Source organism: Ligilactobacillus sp. UO.C109 (genome assembly GCF_026847815.1).
Classification (GTDB): Bacteria; Bacillota; Bacilli; order Lactobacillales; family Lactobacillaceae; genus Ligilactobacillus; species Ligilactobacillus salivarius.
The window spans coordinates 76,886-97,612 of the sequence record NZ_JAPSFH010000028.1 but is presented as its reverse complement, the minus strand read 5'-3'; the positions used below and the strand labels follow the sequence as shown (position 1 = coordinate 97,612).

Genomic DNA, 20,727 nt, shown 5'->3' with positions numbered 1-20,727 from the left:
GCCGTAGGAGAACCTGCGGCTGGATCACCTCCTTTCTAAGGAATAATTACGGAACCTGTACATTTATCGAATACTTTGTTTAGTTTTGAGAGGTCATATCTCTCAAGATTTTGTTCTTTGAAAACTAGATATTGATTTATTTCTTAAAAATAAACCGAGAACACCGCGTTTTAAAGAGTTTAAAACAAGAATCATTCGTGATAACAACTCTGGCTTACCAGAAGGAACCAAGATTGATGTGGGTGACAATGGAGATACCACAATTACCTACCCAGACACGTCAGTCGACACTATCCCAGGTAATAAGCTGGTTGAAGAAAAGAATAGTGCTGAAAATCTGGATCCAACGGTTCCAGACAAGACCAAGGTTGATGATCCAACGAAGCTGACTGATGACGAAAAGAAAGAAGTCGAAGACAACATTCGTGATAACAACTCTGGCTTACCAGAAGGAACCAAGATTGATGTGGGTGACAATGGAGATACCACAATTACCTACCCAGACACGTCAGTCGACACAATCTCAGGTGATAAGCTGGTTGAAGAAAAGACTAGTGCTGACAAGCTGGATCCAACGGTTCCAGCCAAGACCAAGGTTGAAGTCAAGGATCCAAATAACCTGACTGATGAAGAGAAACAACAGGTTAAGGAAAGTATCGAAAATGCCAATAAAGACCAGTTCCCAGAAGGGACTCAGGTAACTATTGGTAATGATGGTACGGCTACGATCACCTACCCAGATGGTTCACAGGACGTTATTCCCGGAAGCCAGTTGGTAACCAAGCAAGGAAGTGACGTTGCTAACACCGGTGATGTAAAGAGTAACGGTCAAGGAACTACAGCATCGATTCAAGGAGCAACCGCTGATACGACAGCGAAGAAGTTGCCACAAACAGGTGAGCAAAATACTTCAGCTACTGCGGCAACAGGTTTGGGCTTGATCATTCTGAGCTTACTTGGTTTGTTTGGCCTCGGCAGCAAGAAGAGAAAAGAAGATTAGTAGTTAGTCAGAATAACTTACTAGTCTGAAGAGGCACAAAAAGGGGCCGTGACATACGTCCTTTGAATAAAAGAACCGTTCAGAATTTCGGCTATAATGCCTTCTGAGTATACAGATGAAATAGAAAATTCATCTAGCATACTCGGAAGGCATTTTTCTGGCTCTTTGTTAAACCGTATTGGTGAAGGGCAATTCCTCATCCAGAAAATGGATGGGGAATTTTTTATTTCAAGAGTAAGCACCCAATAGCGCGGTATCTATCGACCCCTGTTCAATAGTCATATACTGTTCTTAACAATTGAATACGGAGGAACACGATATTATGACTGAACATCCAATCGTACCGCTCGAGCTGCCGAAGGGCAAACTCAGACCTAGGAATAAGCTTCCAAAAAACAGGCTCGTTCTCAATCTGAAGTCCAATGGGGTTGAGATGTCATTTTACAGTGATGCCACTAACGAGCTTATGCTCGAAGTCGTAGACAGGGTTTTTAGCCATGATTAATCTGGCTGAGTTAGGTCGAGTGTTCATTGTTTACGGTAAGACCGACATGCGCCGGGGAATTGATTCGCTTGCTTACATTGTTAAGAAGAGCTTCAACCTTGACCCCTTCTCTGGATGTGTCTTTCTCTTCTGCGGTAGCCGGAGAGATTGCTTCAAAGTACTTTATTGGGACGGTCAGGGATTCTGGCTGCTGTATAAGCGCTTTGAGAATGGAAAGCTGGCCTGGCCAAACAATGAAGACGAAGTTCGAGAGTTGTCCGATGAACAAGTCATGCGCTTGATGCAGGGCTTTACCATTGATCCTAAAATTAATACCGCAAGAGCTCGTGAATTGTATTGATTTCACGAGCTTTTCTAGTATTCTCATGATTATGAATCAAGGAGGGACAACAACCATGACCGAAAAAGAAACCTTAGCTTTAATCGAAATGCTTAAAGCAAATAACGAAGAATTGCTCAAGCAGGTTGCCCTTCTTACTGAACAAGTTGCTTATTTGACTAATAAGCTTTACGGCAAGTCTTCCGAAAAGAGAGCTGTCAACCCAGATCAGCTGAGCCTCTTTGAAGAAGACAACGCCTCCCAAGATGACGAGGACTTGCCCTCGCATTACCGAAACTATTACCTATAAGAGACGCAAGCAAGTCGACAGAAAGCAAGATATCTTAGACTCTCTGCCGGGCGAGGAGGTTCATTACCAGTTGGATGACCTTACCTGCCCAGACTGCCAGCACGAACTGAAAGAGATCGGCAGCTTCTGTGCTAGACAAGAGCTACTCTACATTCCAGCCCAAGTTAAGAGAATCGATCACATCCAGCACTGCAGTGATAAAGCACCAGCCGACAAGATTATCCAAGCTCCTGTACCCAAGGCTCCGTTAACCAACAGTCCTGGCTCAGCTTCTTTGATCGCTGATACGATCTATCAGAAGTCTGTTCTCAAGGTTCCTGCCTACCGACAGGAGAAGGACTTGCGGCGTATGGGCCTTCCGCTTGATCACAAGACGGTTTCGAATTGGCATATCAAGGTTTGTGAGTACTACCTCTCCAGCCTATACGAGCTCTTGAGAAAAGAGCTGCTAAAGCTGAATGTCATTCACGCAGATGAGACACCATATCGAGTCTTGGATAGCGAGAGGGCCAAAGACTACATTTGGACCTTCTTGTCAGGCAAGCATGCCGAGAAGCCGATTGTCCTATATCACCATGGATCACGAAAAGGCGCGGAAGCGTGGGATTTCCTCACAGGCTTCAGCGGATACCTTCATTGTGATCAATATCCTGGCTATTTACGATTAAGCCAGCAAGATGTGACTCTTGTTGGCTGTATGGCTCATGCAAGGCGGAAGTTCCATGATTCCTTGCCTAAAAGAGAATCCGACGCGACTTCGGTGGCTAATCAAGGGATCCATTACTGTAATCAAATGTTTAGCCTAGAGAGCGCCTGGGAAGACCTTTCCGCCGAAGAGAGGTACGAGAAGCGTCAGTCCGAATTAAGACCTCTGCTAGAGAAGTATTGCGTCATATTAATGCCATGGACAGTCGAGTGGTTTATCCTTACTTTTTCATGATGCTGGAGATGGCTTCAACGGGTGAAGTTAGTCAGGATAATGTGGTTGAAGTTGCTCGGATCATGGAAAGCTATCTTTTCCGACTGAAGGTCTGTCAACTCCCTACTAATGGGTTAAATCGCACAGTAATTGCCTTGTGTGATAAGACAAAGGCAGTTGGCGATTATCGGGCAAGGTTAGTTTCATTACTGAATGCTTCCTTCCCGGATGATAAAAAATTTGCGGACAGTTTGATGAATGTTAACTTGTACAGTCTACGAAATAATCTAGCTAAACTAGCATTAGTAGTTCTAGAAGAATCGCGAACTAAGGAAACCATCGACTTTGATGATGCTCAGGTTGAACACATTATGCCACAACGGCTAAACAATGACTGGCGAATTGAACTCCCTAATGCTAACCGGATTAATGAAGAATTAGGTGGGGTAATTGGGAACCTAACGTTAACTAAATATAATCAGGAAATGGGAAATAAGGTATTCAGTGAGAAACGAGAGGTTTATCAAATATCCAATGTCAGCCTAACCAGAGAAATTGCTACTGATTATTCAGTTTGGAATAAGGATAGCATTGTTAAACGGACGGAACAGCTTACCCAAGAATTGATTGCAATCTTCCCGAAACCAGTTGATACACTTCAAGTTGAAAGTATGACTGGCGAACATGCAATCACGGAATCGATTGATATTACTGGTAAAAAGCCAACTAGATTAATCATTAACGATGAAGATATTCCGTTAGACTCTTGGCGTAAGATGTTGATTAGTTTCATGGAGTATATTTGGCGATTAGATAGTCGCAACTATGAAAAGATTAAAGGTGACAGTTCTTTGAATAAGATGCTGTTTGCTAGTCAACGGTCGCCAAAAATATTGGATAATGGAACCAGTATTGAAACCAACTTCTCAGCTAATGTGGTTTTAGCATTGATTTCTAAGATAGCTGAAATCTGTGATATCGCCGATGAAGTATTATATACGATTAAGTGAGGTGCTTAGATATATGGCTGAGATTATTGAAAAAATGGCACCAGAAAAATTTGCTGATAGATTTAGTGAGTTGATGATGGATCAAAGGATCCATAATATTTTAGTGAGGGGATACTTTGATGATAATAAAGTATTATTAACTTTCGGAATTTTAAATGATTTGCCATATTATAAAAATGGAACATTAGTAATAGGCAATACGCGAGTTCAAGATGAAAAAAATTTTTTGGAACGTGGACTGCGTAAGACATTACCTCGTTTTAATTTAAGAGATGTTTTTAAAATTTATGGATTAAACATTCAATTTACACAATGGAAAAAGCATAGGGACTTTCGATTTAATGGCAATAAGGATTTTGCAGTCTTTCATCCAGTTCAAACAGCGATAAGTGATATTTCAGAACGGGATAAATTTAGAAAAGTATTGGCGAACTCAAAGGCTAGAAAGAACATTTTGATAACCACCAATGATTTCAATAATGATCCGGAAAAAATATATGATATTGTTAACGCAGTGCTAATTTTGGATACAACAGCTGTAAATGAAGAGAATAAACAAACCTATGCCACTATAAAAGCTAATTTAGCAGCTGATGGTAAAGAAGAACCATATTGAGTGTGTAGTAATTTTTGCTGATTGTTTTTAGATTACGTAGCAAAAATCAAGGTAGGTTACTTGTATTTGGCACTGATGGTTAGAATATCAATGTTCAAAGAAAACTAAGCAGCCTTAAAGATGGCTGCTTAGCTACTTAGGCTACTAAAAGATCGTCCGCAACTGGCCAAAGTTAACGGGACAGTCTTTTAGTATGTGCAGAATGTGGACAATAGGGTGGCATTTCCGCTACTTTTGGGGCGCCTTTTTAGCTAACTCTTCTCGACGTTGCTTGATGGCTTCTTCAATCTTCACTAGATCTTCTTCCTTAGCTAAATTAAGAATGTATTGTTGAGCTCGAAAAGTCTCTGAAGCATTGTTCCATTTACTGATTAGTTTAAACATACTCATTGCTATTTCACTCCTTGTAGTATTCAATAACTAAATTATAGCATCGATCCCTTGAACCATTGTTATAACGCACTCGACAGGCACCAAGTACGCTATAACATAGTAGCGTTCATTGAGTTGCCGTTAGCTAATGAAATGCTAAAATAGTGAGAATGGGTATGATAAGCAAGCACTCATCTCTGTAGAAATTAATCCTTAGAAAGCAGCGACAAACTGCACTGTCTCAGCGTTTGAGGCAATGTGTGATTGGTATGAGTCGGATGCCACATGTGGAGTCAGTCACAGTGCTGGAACGAGTAAAGTAGGTCTCTAGAAACCGCATGGTTAAGGCGTTTATAAAATCAAAAAATGTGTATCTATTTTGGATTATTTTCCACAGATAGATACACTTTTTTGATTTGGAGACTAGAAACGTTGAAGATTTGATCGACTTCTATTTGATAAAGTGACCAGTTTTCGCAAATACCTTGCAAAATTACCTAAATTCGGGACGATCAGTTTCCACAAATAGCAATGGTTAATATTTAGGATGGAATAGCGATCAGTTTCCACAAACTGGATTGATTAGTTTCCGCAAATAAGGGAGAAAAAGTAATATGCAATTGTACGATACCGTTTGGTTAATAGAAGACATCGATAATTTTAAAAAAGGATCAATAGGGGTTATTGTAGAATTATATAATGATAAGTGTTATTTAGAGATTATAGATAATAAAGGGGAAACTCTTGGAATATTGTATGATGTTCCTCTTTCTAAGTTACATCTTTGCAATAAATAGATACATTTTTAGCATGTGGCTAGAAATGTTGACTTAATATACTTTATGTTTGGCAACGATAAGTTTCCACAAATAGGTGATTGATTTTTCCACTAAAAATGCACCCAGCCAGATTAGCTGAGTGCCATAATAGTCTTACATTGTAACTTTGATTACTTCACCATCTTTGAACGCAATCTCCATGTAGCGTTTATAGATGGTGATTTTTTATCAAGAGGTGGTTCATTTTTTAAACTTGATGAGGCCCCCTGGTAGATTTGGAAGAAGATTTAAATATTCTTCAGGTTGGAGAGATTGATGTCGTGATCGTTTTCTTGTTGCAGTAGCTGTTCGCGTTGCTTTCGTAGAGCCTGGACTTGATCGGTTAGTTGAGTAACGTTCTTATTGTGTGTAGCCATGATGATACCCATCTTAAGTCGTGAAGCAATCCTGGATTTTTGTGCTGATAGTAAATGACACGGGAAATAATAGCTGGTTGATTGTTTTCCTAATAGTATTACGGAACTTGCCCTATAATTTTTGACGCGCTACAGTATAGTTTTTTAGAAGGGTGATGAGGGAATCAAGTTGCGTGAAGAAGGTCTATATCTACTTTTGTTCTCTTCTATTAGGTAAGCACCATTTTAAATTCTTAAAATCAGAATAACTGATACTTCTATCATTGCGAATTTCGTAAGCAACTTTTACAAGACTGTTTACAAATTTTAGGGATGTAAATATATACTTCCAAAAATAGAAATCTTGGTTATCATCAACAAAATGAATAACAGTATATGCTGGGGAAGTTATTCCTTCAAGCTCTGAAGCAGCAAAACAATCTTGAAATGATCTTAGATAAATTACAAAGTCTCCGGGTTTTACTCGCATATAACTTACTTCGTTTTTCTTATTGTGTAGAATATCATAACCACTTTCTGTTCTAAAAAAATACCAGTTTTCCAAGATGTTGAAATAAAAGGTAATTGAGGATATCCTTTGTCTGAAATAGATTTAAAAATATCTTCAAGCTTTCGTTGTCCCTAAGTAGCAGATTTTTACGCTAATATTTCTGGAAATTTTGTTACTAACAATCATTGATGGTAAAATACTGATGTACTAAAAAATAAGCCACTTTAAAGGCAATGTTTTATTAAAAATAGTCCGCAACCTATCAAAGTTAACGAACCAAGCTTTTAGTATTACGTAGAAGATGAATATTAGTACAGCGTTAGTTATCAGGACTACTTCTTAGCTAGTTCTTCTCGACGCTTCTTGATGACCTCTTCAATTTTGGTTAGGTCATCTTCTTTAGCAAAATTAAGGATAAATTGCTGAGTACGAAAGAGTTCAGAGGCTCTGTTCCACTTACTGATTATATTATATTTGCTCATTGCTATTTCACTCCCTGTAGTATTTAATAACTAAATTATATCATTGATTTTTTGAATTATTGTTATAGTGTACTCAACAATTACCAAGTTTGCTATCAATGTAGTACCTGTTTTTGAGTTCCTAAAGTATTGAAAGTAGTGGAATTGACGGTGTTTAAACATGATAAATCAGCACTTGTCTTTGTTAGATTACAATAGAAATTCATGTCCAAATAGTAGCTACAAAGCGTAATATGTCGGCATTTATAAGTGATGTATGATTAAAACAAGGCAAGCATCGCATGTTGAGAGTGTTACTGTATTGGAGCGGACCGTAAGCGAACATAACTAGCATAAAAAGGTGTGATAGATAGTGTCTGGAAATAAAATGATAGAATTTGAAAATTTAATCATGATTGAAGTCTTAAAAGCAATGCAAGAGCTTGGGGGACGAGTGACACGCAAAGAAGTTAGGCGAGAGATTCGTAATCACTCAGATGTGATTTCAGAAGAGCAAGTTGATAAAATCAAACAGTCAAAAAAGACAGGAAAAGAATATCAACCATTCATTTATAGATTTAATTTTGCTGTTAAACATTTAATTACGACAGGGTATATCTTTACTGAGAACAACCATGATCTTGAATTGTCAGAGAAGGGGAGAACGGTTGATTTTGAAAAGTTTGATCCAATTCATGATGTTCGATCTATTGTAGATGGATCATTAAATGATGAGATAGATAATAGTAATTCCGATGAAGATACTGATGAGACTTGGCGTACAGAATTATTAGATGCTTTAGCAAAAATGTCGCCTAAAAAATTTGAGTTGTTTAGTCGAGGTCTACTCATTCGTATGGGAGTTGACTTAGACGATAATATAGGTGTTCGATATGTAGGGGATGGTGGATTAGATGGATTTGGCTACATTACATCTGATGATTTTCGTACCACTCGTGTTGCATTACAAGCTAAGCGGTGGGATGGGAAAGTTTCTGCGCCGGAAATTGATAAATTCCGTGGGGCAATGGACAAATATAATGCCGAGTATGGTATTTTTATTGCAACATCAGATTTTACTCGTGAAGCTATGAAAACAGCTAGAGAGGGAACTAGGGTAATTACACTCATTAATGGAGATCAAATCTGTGATTTAGTGGCAAAGTATAATTACTATGTAAAGCCAGTAACAACTTATCGATTAAAAAAATTTTATTTTGATGAGGATTAATTGATAGAATCTAAACTGGAATATTTAGACTAATCATTTTAGTGAGATTATTTATAAATTAGCCTATATTTGGGGTAAACTAATATGCGAAAGATTAAATTGATGTTCGAATTTGGACACGGCCCTATTTGGGACTCTGATCCGTTTACGGGAAAATTAATGACAGGAATTGAAATAGTTGACAGTAATTCGGATTTAGAGATGTGGAATAGAAAATGTATGGATCTTTATGATGAGTGCTATGAATTTAATTCACATGGCAAAGGTTGTTATTTCAATGAAGAAACACTAGCTAAAAATAAAAAGAAGCTACTGTGTATACTTGAACAAATTAAAGGTCGCTTAGAAGAGTTGAATAACAATAACTTTATTATTGAAGATCAGGCAACAGATGAATTAAACAAAGTTGATTAGAAAAAGTTTATTTGTGGTATTCATATTTGAAAGTAAATTAAGTTTAGAAAGTGTGTTTTTCTTTGATAATTGTTAAAGAGAAATGCACTTTTTGTATTTTATGAATAATAGAGTATTTATCTCAGCTTTAAAAATATCGACAATGATAGTAAAATAATTAGTATTAGTGTTAAAATCCATCGTTTAAAAGTAGTAAAAGTGGATTAAAAATGGGTTTTAACGGGTGAAGTTTGAAGAATTAATTAATTTTTTCAAAGGGAAGATGCTCTTAGGATATTAACTAAAGGTAGTGAATGAAAATGAAGAATTTAGTTACAACTTTAAGAATGAAAGAAGCCACTTTTACAATTAAGGGTGACGATAAAATTATTCCTTTTAGTGCTTTGGATAAAACGATAGAAATTAATGAAGTGATTGAAAAAAGCTACAATTATCTTAATGGTGTAGAACAAGCTTACCTTTTAATTCCAAATCTATCTGACAATTTTTATTTTAAAGAACTTAAATTGGTTTCCAATGTATGGTTCAATCATAAGAACTTTATTGATTGGGATTCTGATGAATATTATGGTGGTTCGTTTTGGAAGGAAAGTAATAAGGCTTTTGGCATAGCAGTTGCCGCAGATAATTATAACTTAGATGATCATATTGGATACGGAAAACATTTGCCATATTATTCTGATATTGACGAAAAATTGACAAGATATAATGATTTCAAATTTTTAATAGCAAAAATGGCACTTGATGATTTTGAATACGAATATGATCTGCAGAAACTTTGTACTTTTGACATTGCTTTTGATATTCTTTAAACAATGCAAATAATGACTCTTAATCTAAAAATTATTGAAGATAGAAGCATTTTCGTGAGTTCATTTTTGTAGTATACGTAGGCGATTAAATCAATTGAATATTAATAGTGATGAGATTAACTATCCTGAATCAATTAGAAAATATTTAGGTCGAAAAATTTGGTACTCTAATATGGATACAATTAATAGACATCCAGAATTTTGGCCAGTATTTGTTAAGTCGGTTGAAGGAAAGAAAATTACGGGAAAAGTTATTAGGTCTCCTCAAGATTTGATAGGACTAGGGTCAAGTTATGAAAATCCAGATATTATCTGCAGTGAAGTCGTTGATTTTGTAGCAGAATGGAGAGCCTACGTTCGTTATGGTCAAATTGAAGGAGTCAAGCCATATTATGGAGATTGGCATTTTCACTATGATCCTAAAGTTATTGAAAATTGTCTCAATGACTATGTTGATCAGCCAGCTGGTTTTTCGCTTGATTTTGGTGTTACTAAAACCGGATAAACCCTGTTAATTGAAGTAAATGAAGGATATTCTCTAGCATCATATGGATTATATGATATTCGCTATGCAAAACTTCTAGCAGCACGTTGGGCAGAGTTAACAGATACTGTTGATGAGTGTGCATTTGATCTTGATGTATAAGAATATACAGAAACTAGTGTACTATATTTTGTTAGTATACTAGTTTTTTAATATTTATATTATTTATTTACTGGTATACTTATTTAAAAACAAACTTGTGGAGGCATTATATGGAAAAAGTATGGGAAGATTTATATAAAGCAGCTAAAAATGTGCAAAATCCAAGAGAAGTTTCTGAAAGAATTTATGTGGGTGGTGTAGCTGCAGCCATTGCAGCATCTAGTGGAAAAATTTACACAGGAGTATGTGTTGATACATCGTGTACTCTTGGAATATGTGCAGAACGAAATGCGATATTTAACATGATTACTAATGGCGATAACGAAGTAAAACGAGTGCTTGCTATTATGTCTGATGGAAAGACTGGGGCACCATGTGGAGCATGTCGAGAATTAATGACACAATTGATGTCTAAATCTTATCAACATGTGGAAATTATGCTTGATTATAAGAAAGAAAAAGTAGTTACGTTAGGGGAATTAACTCCAGAATGGTGGATATAGTTAATGAAATAAGAGTGATTTTATGATTATCTGGACCGTACAACCATATAGTGTATATCAACAACTGAAAAGTAAAGGTCAATTTTATTGTGACCCTGAAAAATCAGAAAACTTGAAAGAAAATAATTTTCAAGTTGCTTATAATTGGATAATTAAGCAAATGAAACGAAGAAAAATTTTGCCACATAAGGATGTAAAAGTACCATTGTGGGCTTGGTATCGTAGAGATTATAAACATGTACGTCCCGATTTTCGTTGGATAAGAGATAGCGAGATAGAAGTCTGTATGGAAATCAATATACCTGAAGAAAAAGTTCTTTTAAGTGATTTTGAAGCTTGGCATTTTGTATTGAATGATTGGTATTATTCTCCTGCAACAAATGAACAAGAGTGGGAACGATTAGAGAAAAAATTTGATAGTTTGCCTGAAAGAAAGCAAAAACAAGTTAAAGAAAAATCGTGGCATCGAATATTTGATACTGATATTCGACATGGAAAATGGACGAGCAATGGTGAGACAATTCAGGCTTGTTTTTGGATGTTAGAAATGAGTCAAGTACGGAAAGCATGGTTGTTAAAAAAGGGGAGAAAGTTCGAGAAATATACTCAGTAGATTGAATGATATTTCCTATAATCGCAAAAGCACCATCAATAATTATGTAGTAAAATAAAGAAGTAAAACAATAATTTTAAATAACGAAGGATATTATTTGAATATTTACTATCTTTAAGGTATAGGAAGTGAGACTATGGCAACCTTTATTGTAGGAAATACTAGGAAAGTATTTAATTTTGGTACAAGTAAAGTTTGGGACTTTTCTGAAGCGTATAGGAATGCAAGCAATGGCGATGTAATTCAATTCCAAGCAGGAACTATAATAAATTTAGGACAAAATAGATTTACAATTGAGAAAAATCTCAGCTTTGTTGGTGATATGAAAGATGACGGAAGTTTAACTACATCTATCAATGGGACTATCTTAGTTACTAAAGGATATCAAGTTTCGTTTGAAAAAATGATTTTGAATGACAATATTGATAGAACTGTAGTTACTGTTAATGGTGCAAATGTCGTTTTAAATCAATGTATTATGCGCAATTTTAGTAATACTAATAAGAAAGTTTTATTGTATGCTAACGATAATGCACAAGTGAAAATTATGAACTCCATAGTAGATACATCTGATCAAAAAAGATGGGATACAATTAAGACTTATCAAGCAAATTTGGTAATTGAAAATACAACACTTGATAAAGTTTCGATTTGGACATCTGAAAATAGTAATTGTAAATTAACTAGGGTTGAAAGTAGTAGAATTCGCAGTACAAATGCAGTATATGCAATTAGATCTAATGTAGAGATTGAAGACTCAAAAATAATTAACGATGGCATAGATGGAGAAAATAAGTATCCAACCGTCTTTTTAAATCAATCTAGTTTAAAATCACATAATTCAATTTTAGATAATCAAGATGAGGTAGAAAGTGTTCATTTAGAAAAATATTCTGTATTTGAATCAAATAATGATTACATATATAAACTAGCAGCATATAGCAGTCAAGTATTTTTAAGTAATGCGACAATACAGTTGATTTTCTTATTGACCAATCGTTCTTCAGGTTATGCAAATAGTGTACATTTTAATGAACATTCAGAAAGTATAATTAACATCCTAAGTACAGATGAATCTGTGTTATACATAAAAAATGCAGTATTTGAAGAGATAATTGATCCTAATGTCAGGGTGGATAATGAAGCTTTTGCTGCTATTGATAAAATTGATTTTGTAAATGGTAATCCAGATGATATTTTGATGGAAGCTAAAAATGGCGGTAAGTTAGTTTACGATGGACAACATGGTCAAAAATCAACATTAGAGAATGAAGAATCAGTAGGAGATACAGATAATAAGACTCAAAGTGAGGATTCAAATGTAGCATTAGAAAAATTAAATAGCTTGATTGGCTTAGATAAGGTTAAGAAACAAGTTAAAGAGTTTATTAACTTGAATATTATTAACCAGAAACGTAAAGAACAAGGACTTCAAGTAGTTAATACTAGCATGCATTCATTGTTTTTAGGTAATCCAGGTACAGGCAAAACGACTGTAGCACGAATTATAGGAGATGTTCTTTATCAAAAACAAGTAATTAGTCGATCAGATGTGATTGAAGTTTCACGTGCAGATTTAGTAGCTGAATATGTTGGCCAGACTGCATCAAAAACTAGAGAAGTATTAAAATCGGCTTTAGGTGGAATTCTCTTTATAGATGAAGCATATACTTTAAGCAATGGTGGAGAGAATGATTTTGGGCGTGAAGCTATTGATGAAATTTTGAAATTTATGGAAGATAATCGCGATGATATTATGATTATTTTTGCAGGTTATCCAAAAGAAATGAGAAAGTTTCTCAAGATGAATTCAGGTTTGAAGAGCCGTATTCCAAACGTCTTTGATTTTGAAGATTATACTGCTGATGAAATTGTAAGAATTGGTTTATTTGACCTAAAGAAACGAAATTACACTGTTGATGAATTGTATTACGAAAAGGCACTTAAAGATTACTATGACAAAGAAAATGATCATAGTAATGGGCGTTGGATCCGCAATGTCAACGAAAAAATTATGAAAGCTCAGGCATTACGTTTGGCAGAGAGCGATAATATAAGTGTAGATTTACTTCAAGAAATAACGCAAGATGACATTAATCAAGTTGTAAATAAAGATTTAGAAATAAATTCAGCCGACGACGCTTATGCTAAGCTTAACTCATTGATAGGTCTAGAAAAAGTTAAACAACAAGTTTCTAAATTTATTAATATGAGTGTCATTAATAATAAGCGTAAAGAGCAAGGGTTAGCAACTTCTGCGGTAAGTTTACATTCGCTATTTTTAGGTAATCCAGGTACAGGTAAGACAACAGTTGCTCGAATTATGGGACAAATTTTGTTCCAAAAGGGAGTTATCCGTAAACCCGAATTAGTTGAAGTTTCCAGAACAGATTTGGTAGCAGAATACGTTGGTCAAACAGCCCCTAAGACTAGAGATGTGTTAGAATCTGCCTTAGGAGGAGTCTTATTTATAGACGAAGCATACACTTTAAGTTCAGGTGGAGGTAATGATTTTGGACGTGAAGCTATTGATGAAATTCTGAAATTCATGGAAGATCATCGCGACGACATCGTAATTATCTTTGCAGGTTACACCAAAGAAATGGATCAATTCCTTAAGATGAACTCAGGTTTGAAGAGTCGTATTCCAAATGTTTTTGACTTTGAAGATTATACTGCTGATGAAGTTGTGCAAATTGGCTTATTTGACCTATCAAAGAGACAATACATTTTAGAAAATGAAGACACATATTCAGAAGTAGTAAAAGATAGTTACGAAAGTACTAATGATCATAGCAATGGACGCTGGATTCGCAATGTTAACGAAAAATTGATCGCAATCCAGGCTGAAAGATTAGCAAGTAGTCCAAATGATATGAATGATATAGATATGCTGAAAACAATTACTGAAGAAGATTTACTTAAGTTTAAAGGATAGTGAATTTCTCAATAAACTGTGTTAAAATGTAAAATGAATTACATGTGAGATATCATTGTGGCAATTTGAAAATAATTAATTACCTTTGCTAAAAATATTTTTAAGGATAAAAAATGTGTTCCCCATATCTGGTGGGGGTGATCCTTATATGTTTTAGTTAAAGATGGGTGTTCCCCATTTTATGGGGGATAATTGCTACAAAGCTTAGTAATTGAATAATATTGAAAGATCTATCAGATAGTTTTCTGGTAGATCTTTTTATTATAGAGGATAAAATTCTTAAAGGGCAGTATAGTAGGAGATGATTTAATAAATTTTATTTCGAATAGTGATGATATACTTTGAATATAAGAAAAAGTTGGTTGAATTTTTATTTTTTGACTCAACTATTAGTTGTTTTTTTGAAATAATGCAATTCAACTAACGGTTCATAGTGTTTTAAATTATAAAATAAGATAATGAGTTTTGAGGGAGGAATTTTTATGGAACAGGAAAAAATTGGAAAGTTTATTGCCAAACGTAGAAAAGATTTACATTTTACTCAAGCCAATCTGGCAAAAAAATTAGGAATTACCGATAGAGCTGTCTCCAAGTGGGAAAATGGTAAAAGCATACCAGATGCTTCGTTGATGTTAGATCTCTGTCAATTACTAGAAATTAATGTGAATGAACTCTTAACTGGAGAACAAATTGTTATGAAAGATTATAAAAAAATAGCTGAACAAAATTTAATTGAATTACGAAACCAAAAAGAAAAAGCAGATAGAAGATTACTTACTACAGTAAAGATATTAGCTACTTTAAGTTGTATTTCTGCAGTTGTGTTAATACTTATGGGAACGTTATTGACGAAAATAAGTCAATTTTTAGGAATTATGGTCGCTATTTTAGGTACAATTCTAATTTTTGTAACTGCTATATATGCTGTCATGATTGAGCATGATGCAGGATATTATGAGTGCCCTAATTGTAAGATGAGGTATATACCAACCAGGAAAGCTGTTCTTTTAGCTCCACATTATGGAACAACAAGAAAAATGGAATGTCCATATTGTGGTAAAAAGGGATATCATAAGAAAGTGTTTACCAAATGAAAGCTGATTTTGTAAGCATAATATTTAGTGTATTTAGAAATGAGTTATCGGCAGAAAATTCTTTGATGTTAAAAATCAAGCGGCTTTATTGAAACAACCATTACTAATGATTACTGGTGATATTTCTGATACTAGATACATGATAGATGATTTCTTTAAAAAAACAACTGGAACAGATGATAAAAAGGTTGTATATATTGAAGGAGCAAATCATATATGAAACATATTGGAAACCAGAGTTTGTTGAGCAAGAAGTTATTGAATTTTTTAAATAGAAAATTATAGAAATATTGTAGCAAGAAATTTTTTAAAATGTATTATGTAAAATTAATAATTTTTAGGAGGTTTAAATGATTATTAGAAATTTCCAACCAAATGATCTTGATCAGGTAATGAAGATCTGGTTAGAAGGTAATTTAAATGCACATCCTTTTATTGATCGAAAATATTGGATTAATAATTTTGAGATGGTTCGTGATGCATTGCAACAATCTGAGATCATAGTTATAGAAGATAAATCACAAATAATAGGATTTGTGGGAATGCAGAATACCTATTTGGCGGGAATTTTTATTAAAAATAAATTTCGTCGACATGGGGTGGGAAGTAAACTTTTGAATGCTATCAAACGTAAGTATGATTCATTTACTCTTGAAGTTTATGCTGAAAATCAAGCGGCAGTTAGTTTTTACAATAAACAGGGATTGAAGATTGTTCGAAAGTAAAGTGATGAGATGGGAAATAAGGAATATTTAATGCAGTGGGGAAAGTAAAAGTATTTTTAGTGAATATATAATTTATTTGTCAACTGCTAAGAGAGGTTCTGTTTTTTAATCAGGACCTTTTTTATTTAATAAATTACTATTATATAGAAGAAAAATAGTATAGATATGTTAATTATTTTTAGTTATAAAAAATTTATCATGATATATAGGTTAAAAAGAAATTTAGAAAATAATTATAATAATTAACAGAAAATAATTTTTAGTAGTTGATTAAACATGAAAGATTCAAGTATAATTAAGATAGAAAAGGTTACCATATAAGGATTAAGTAAGTGATAAAAAGCAAGCCATAATAAAAGAGGTGATTACTATGTTATCAAAGAAAAACAGGATATTAGCTACAAATTACAAACAGAGATGGGCCATTCGTAAATTGACTGTTGGCGTTGTTTCTGTTTTATTGGGGGGAACAATGTTATTTATCAGTGGAACTACTGTATCAGCTGATAATTTGATCCCAAAAAATGAAAGCGTTTCAAAAGTTGAAGAAAAAGTTCCAAATAATAATATAACCAAGGAAAAATCAATAAATACTTCTTCAGAGGTAATAACAAAAGAAACTAAAGGAACTGACACAACAATCGATAAAACTACCTTGAATGTATCTGAAATAGATCAACAAAATAATGTTGCTTCTTCAGAAACAGTTCCAGAAAAAGTTCAGGAAATCACCACAATGAGTGATGCTTCAGTAGAATTAGATAATAATACTCCTACTTCAGAAGTAGAAAAAGTTCAATCTCAACCAACTGTTTTCAGTTATCAACCTAAAGAAAGTGATTTAAGAAAAGAAGAGCATGGAAATAATGTTGTAACTTACTTTGTTATTGTTCGAGAAGTAACGATTGTTAAGCCTGATGGTAAAGAAGAAATACTTCCTTATGAAAGTATGGATACTCTTTATTATGGAATAGAGTCAGAGAATGATGATTTACCACTGATAAACTTTAAAGCAATTGATGTTCCACCAATCCCAGGGGCAAAATCACCAGTTATTCCAGGAATTTCACAAACTGTTAATTCATTTATGGAAGACGACATTAACGAAATTCTAGACACTTCATATGTTAAGTCTCCAGTTCAAAGAATTAGTGGAGAAGTTATACCTCTTCCTGAAGAAGAAAAATATGATGAACCTTACTATTTATATGAACCAAAATACGAAGAATATGAAAAGAAGTTCGCAAAGGGAGATATAAAATTAATAGGATACGATGGATTATTAATTAAAGAGAAGTATCGATATATATTGGATGATGATCCAAAACCTATAGAAGGAAAAGAAGAAAAGACGATTACGCGAACAATCAATGTACACTTGCCAAATGGTGAAGTTCAAACAACAAAACAACCAGTAACCTTGGAAAGAAAGTACACGAGTGTAGCAGGAAGCGATGAGAAGAAATATGGACCATGGACCGTAGGTCGTTGGGAAAGCTTTACAGCGCCAGAACAAGAAGGTTACACAGCAATTCCAGGCACAGTAGATGAAGTCGAAGTAACTTCAGAAAGTTTGGATGCAGTGGTAGATATCTACTATCGAGCAGATGAACCAGCAATAGTAGAAGGAAAAGAAGAAAAGACAATTACGCGAACAATCAATGTACACTTGCCAAATGGTGAAGTTCAAACAACAAAACAACCAGTAACATTGGAAAGGAAGTACACGAGTGTAGCAGGCAGCAACGAGAAGAAATATGGACCATGGACCGTAGGTCGTTGGGAAAGCTTTACAGCGCCAGAACAAGAAGGCTACACAGCAATCCCAGGCACAGTAGATGAAGTAGAAGTAACTTCAGAAAGTTTGGACGCAGTGGTAGACATCTACTATCGAGCAGATGAACCAGCAATAGTAGAAGGAAAAGAAGAAAAGACAATCACGCGAACAATTAATGTACACTTGCCAAATGGTGAAGTTCAAACGACAAAACAACCAGTAACCTTGGAAAGGAAGTACACGAGTGTAGCAGGCAGCGACGAGAAGAAATATGGGCCATGGACCGTAGGTCGTTGGGAAAGCTTTACAGCCCCAGAACAAGAAGGCTACACAGCAATTCCAGGTGCAGTAGATGAAGTAGAAGTAACCTCAGAAAGTTTGGACGCAGTGGTAGACATCTACTATCGAGCAGATGAACCAGTAATAGTAGAAGAATCAGAAGAAGTGACAAATGATCCAACTCCAGAAACTTCTACAACTAGTCCAACTCCAAAAAACATCACAAACGCAAAAGGAAAGACAGCTACACCTGAATTAAAAAATATGGATACTAAGTCTAAGGTCTTTCAAAACAAACTTCCACAAACTGGAAATAAAGTAGAGACCATTTACTCGATTATTGGATTACTTTTGACGTCTATTCTTGGAGTATGGGAGATTATTCGAAAACGTTAAAAAATTGATGTGATATATTAAGTAACGAAATTTTTTCTTAAAATAGTTATAATAGATGGCACTAAGCTCAATATTAACGAGATTTAGTGCCGTCTTTTTATGAACTACTAGAAAGTATAAAAAACTAAACAGTTAAATGTTATTATGTGTAGTGTTAATTAATAAAATTTTTAGAGGTGAAATCGTATTCTATGGAAAATAATATTATAATTCGTTTGGAAAATAAAGAAGAATGGAAACAAGTAGAGAATCTTACAAGAGAAGCTTTTTGGAATAAATATCATCCTGGATGTTCTGAACATTATATTCTTCATAAATTTAGAAAACGTTCTGATTTTGTAAAAGAATTGGATTATGTTGTTGAAAAAGATGGAGAAGTGATTGCCCATATTATGTATTGTAATTCTAAAATACAATGTGATAATGGGGATTTCGTTTCAGTTATGACATTTGGTCCTGTTAGTGTGTTACCAAAATATCAAGGGAAAGGGTATGGTAGTAAATTGATTAAATTTACAATGGGTAAAGCAAAAAAAATTGGTTGTGGTGCATTAGCAATTACTGGAGATCCAAAGTATTATCGAAAATTTGGATTTGTAAGTGGACATTCTATGAATATTTACTATGATCCTTTTCCTCGAAATGAAGAAATTCCATTTTTCATGGTAAAAGAATTACAATCAGGTTATCTTTCTGGAGTAATTGGTACTTTTAAGGATCCAGAAGGATATATTGTTGAAGATGCAGAAGTTGAAAAATTTGATACTAGTTTTCCAACAAAGGAAAAGAAAATCTTACCAGGGCAATTATCATAAATATGAAAAGATAACTCTACGTTTAATTAGTATAGGATTTTTTTACTGCTACATTGTGTTAAAATATAACGTAGATTGTATATAGTTTATTGTGATAATAATTCTACTATATAAATAATGGCTTACCTTTTCTAATACTTTGAAGGATAAGAATGTGTTCCCCATACTGTGTGGGTGATCCTATTATGTTTTAGTTAAAGGTAGGTGTTCCCCATATTATGTGGGGGAGAATTTTTGTCAAATATTCAGCATAAATTTAATGAAAGATCTATCAGGTAATTATCCGGTAGATCTTTTATTTAAATTTAGAAAAAATTATACAAGAAATTCATGTTAAATTACGTGATAACTCTTAATAGAATTATGTCTTTATCCTAACTTAACCTAAAACTATCGTTTCTTAACGGTTAAATTAGGGATTCTGGGAACACAGTAAATTTGCCAGTCTAACTTTTCACTAAATTGTTAGAGGTCACTGTTTTGTTACCATGGCGTGTTCCGTACCGTAATGAGCGATAAAATAACGCAGCGTCAAACTTGATAAAAATCTAGTTTGACGCTGTTATATTAATTAAATGGATCCCAAGTATATTTAGCGCGTTGACCACCGATCAATTTAGGACGTGAACGCAAGAACGTAACATGGGCTTTGCCAATTTCAGTAACACTTGTTCTAACGGGAATTTGTACAAATTTTACATGCATACCAATAGAAGTATCCCCAATATCCATACCAGCTTTTGCAGTGATATGTTCAACTTCTACTGGGTTATCAAAAGCTTCAAATGCTGCGATTTGACCAGCTCCACCAGCATGTAGAGACGGATAAACTGTGACAATTTCCAAATTATTCTTTTCAGCAACACTTTCTTCAACAACTAAAGCACGGTTCAAATGTTCACAACCTTGAACTGCAAGATGTACACCTAATTCTTTAAGGCGATCATTGATTGTATTTACGACTGTGCGACCGATATCAATATTTGAATGTTTACCAATATGTTGTCCTTGTATTTCACTAGTACTCATACCTAGTACAAAAATATCATCTTTTTTTAAATTAGCTTGTTCAAGCAACTCATTAAGTGCTTGTAAAGTTTTTTCTTTGATTTCAGTTAATTCCATTTTCTCACCACCAATAATTACTATATGTCCTATTATAACGCAAGTTTGAAAAAAATATTATTCAATAGATTGTATACTATATATAGTGTTATATTTTATTTTTTGTCACTATATATTGTATTAGGCAGAGTTAACGTGTAATATATATAGTATAAAATAATG

The 20,727-nt window shown here is 34.3% G+C and carries 22 protein-coding genes and 1 pseudogene; 20 read left to right on the top strand and 3 right to left on the bottom strand.

Translation table 11 applies throughout. From position 1 onward, the window contains the following. Window positions 1-130: 130 nt before the first annotated feature. From OZJ21_RS08670 to OZJ21_RS08640, 7 genes and pseudogenes are all read left to right on the top strand, one after another. The gene (locus OZJ21_RS08670) at window positions 131-1,000 is read left to right on the top strand and encodes an LPXTG cell wall anchor domain-containing protein (RefSeq protein WP_328284338.1); all 870 of its coding nucleotides are present in this window, start codon (window positions 131-133) and stop codon (window positions 998-1,000) included. A 322-nt stretch (window positions 1,001-1,322) separates the two neighbouring features. Beyond that, window positions 1,323-1,505 (top strand): hypothetical protein, encoded by a 183-nt coding sequence (locus OZJ21_RS08665; protein ID WP_225439407.1) that lies wholly within the window; start codon window positions 1,323-1,325, stop codon window positions 1,503-1,505. Continuing rightward, window positions 1,498-1,845 carry an IS66 family insertion sequence element accessory protein TnpB gene (gene tnpB, locus OZJ21_RS08660; RefSeq protein ID WP_268857688.1) on the top strand — a complete coding sequence of 116 codons (348 nt, stop codon included), beginning with the start codon at window positions 1,498-1,500 and terminating at the stop codon, window positions 1,843-1,845. Before OZJ21_RS08665 ends, tnpB begins: the two co-directional genes overlap by 8 nt. Window positions 1,846-1,900: 55 nt before the next feature. Then, on the top strand, window positions 1,901-2,134 hold the full coding sequence (locus OZJ21_RS08655; protein WP_442916309.1) for a transposase domain-containing protein: 234 nt from the start codon (window positions 1,901-1,903) through the stop codon (window positions 2,132-2,134). After that, a pseudogene (gene tnpC / locus OZJ21_RS08650) lies at window positions 2,091-3,020 on the top strand (IS66 family transposase); the annotation flags it as partial. The gene OZJ21_RS08655 and the pseudogene tnpC, both read left to right, overlap by 44 nt. A 62-nt stretch (window positions 3,021-3,082) precedes the next feature. Then, window positions 3,083-4,063, top strand: a complete 981-nt coding sequence (locus OZJ21_RS08645; RefSeq protein ID WP_268857687.1) for an HNH endonuclease family protein — start codon at window positions 3,083-3,085, stop codon at window positions 4,061-4,063. Window positions 4,064-4,076: 13 nt separating this feature from the next. After that, window positions 4,077-4,679, top strand: a complete 603-nt coding sequence (locus OZJ21_RS08640) for a hypothetical protein (protein ID WP_268857686.1) — start codon at window positions 4,077-4,079, stop codon at window positions 4,677-4,679. 228 nt (window positions 4,680-4,907) lie between these two features. On the opposite strand, the gene OZJ21_RS08635 is transcribed toward OZJ21_RS08640, so the two are convergent. Then, on the bottom strand, window positions 4,908-5,069 hold the full coding sequence (locus OZJ21_RS08635; RefSeq protein ID WP_179210807.1) for a hypothetical protein: 162 nt from the start codon (window positions 5,067-5,069) through the stop codon (window positions 4,908-4,910). 596 nt (window positions 5,070-5,665) lie between these two features. On the opposite strand from OZJ21_RS08635, the gene OZJ21_RS08630 reads away from it, so the two are divergent. Next, on the top strand, window positions 5,666-5,848 hold the full coding sequence (locus tag OZJ21_RS08630) for a DUF4926 domain-containing protein (protein WP_268857685.1): 183 nt from the start codon (window positions 5,666-5,668) through the stop codon (window positions 5,846-5,848). A 588-nt stretch (window positions 5,849-6,436) separates the two neighbouring features. Here the strand turns inward: OZJ21_RS08630 and OZJ21_RS08625 are convergent. Continuing rightward, window positions 6,437-6,715, bottom strand: a complete 279-nt coding sequence (locus OZJ21_RS08625; RefSeq protein WP_225359060.1) for a hypothetical protein — start codon at window positions 6,713-6,715, stop codon at window positions 6,437-6,439. Window positions 6,716-7,585: 870 nt separating this feature from the next. Here OZJ21_RS08625 and OZJ21_RS08620 point away from each other — a divergent pair. The 12 genes from OZJ21_RS08620 (at window position 7,586) to OZJ21_RS08565 (ending at window position 19,440) form a co-directional block, all read left to right on the top strand. Then, a complete protein-coding gene (locus tag OZJ21_RS08620) occupies window positions 7,586-8,428 on the top strand; it encodes a restriction endonuclease (RefSeq protein WP_442916310.1) in 843 nt (280 codons plus the stop codon). 84 nt (window positions 8,429-8,512) lie between these two features. Beyond that, window positions 8,513-8,842: a hypothetical protein gene (locus OZJ21_RS08615; protein ID WP_268857683.1), complete on the top strand. Its 330-nt coding sequence runs from the start codon at window positions 8,513-8,515 to the stop codon at window positions 8,840-8,842. A gap of 299 nt (window positions 8,843-9,141) precedes the next feature. Continuing rightward, window positions 9,142-9,654: a hypothetical protein gene (locus tag OZJ21_RS08610; protein ID WP_268857682.1), complete on the top strand. Its 513-nt coding sequence runs from the start codon at window positions 9,142-9,144 to the stop codon at window positions 9,652-9,654. A gap of 94 nt (window positions 9,655-9,748) precedes the next feature. Continuing rightward, window positions 9,749-10,159 (top strand): ATP-grasp domain-containing protein, encoded by a 411-nt coding sequence (locus OZJ21_RS08605; RefSeq protein WP_328284337.1) that lies wholly within the window; start codon window positions 9,749-9,751, stop codon window positions 10,157-10,159. A 251-nt stretch (window positions 10,160-10,410) separates the two neighbouring features. Beyond that, window positions 10,411-10,803 (top strand): cytidine deaminase family protein, encoded by a 393-nt coding sequence (locus OZJ21_RS08600; RefSeq protein ID WP_268857681.1) that lies wholly within the window; start codon window positions 10,411-10,413, stop codon window positions 10,801-10,803. Between the two features lie 22 nt (window positions 10,804-10,825). After that, window positions 10,826-11,416, top strand: a complete 591-nt coding sequence (locus tag OZJ21_RS08595; protein ID WP_268857680.1) for a DUF3841 domain-containing protein — start codon at window positions 10,826-10,828, stop codon at window positions 11,414-11,416. A 136-nt stretch (window positions 11,417-11,552) separates the two neighbouring features. After that, window positions 11,553-14,354 (top strand): AAA family ATPase, encoded by a 2,802-nt coding sequence (locus tag OZJ21_RS08590; protein WP_268857679.1) that lies wholly within the window; start codon window positions 11,553-11,555, stop codon window positions 14,352-14,354. Window positions 14,355-14,836: 482 nt separating this feature from the next. Then, window positions 14,837-15,448, top strand: coding sequence for a helix-turn-helix domain-containing protein (locus OZJ21_RS08585; RefSeq protein WP_081559811.1), 612 nt, complete (start codon window positions 14,837-14,839; stop codon window positions 15,446-15,448). Window positions 15,449-15,536: 88 nt separating this feature from the next. Continuing rightward, window positions 15,537-15,668 carry an alpha/beta hydrolase gene (locus OZJ21_RS08580; protein WP_225426864.1) on the top strand — a complete coding sequence of 44 codons (132 nt, stop codon included), beginning with the start codon at window positions 15,537-15,539 and terminating at the stop codon, window positions 15,666-15,668. Between the two features lie 130 nt (window positions 15,669-15,798). Then, a complete protein-coding gene (locus tag OZJ21_RS08575; RefSeq protein ID WP_268857678.1) occupies window positions 15,799-16,173 on the top strand; it encodes a GNAT family N-acetyltransferase in 375 nt (124 codons plus the stop codon). Between the two features lie 370 nt (window positions 16,174-16,543). Then, window positions 16,544-18,625, top strand: a complete 2,082-nt coding sequence (locus OZJ21_RS08570) for a mucin-binding protein (protein ID WP_268857677.1) — start codon at window positions 16,544-16,546, stop codon at window positions 18,623-18,625. A gap of 191 nt (window positions 18,626-18,816) precedes the next feature. Beyond that, window positions 18,817-19,440, top strand: coding sequence for a GNAT family N-acetyltransferase (locus OZJ21_RS08565; protein WP_268857676.1), 624 nt, complete (start codon window positions 18,817-18,819; stop codon window positions 19,438-19,440). Between the two features lie 567 nt (window positions 19,441-20,007). Here the strand turns inward: OZJ21_RS08565 and OZJ21_RS08560 are convergent. After that, complete coding sequence (locus tag OZJ21_RS08560; RefSeq protein ID WP_003705217.1) at window positions 20,008-20,565, bottom strand: TIGR01440 family protein; 558 nt, start codon at window positions 20,563-20,565, stop codon at window positions 20,008-20,010. Window positions 20,566-20,727 lie beyond the last annotated feature (162 nt).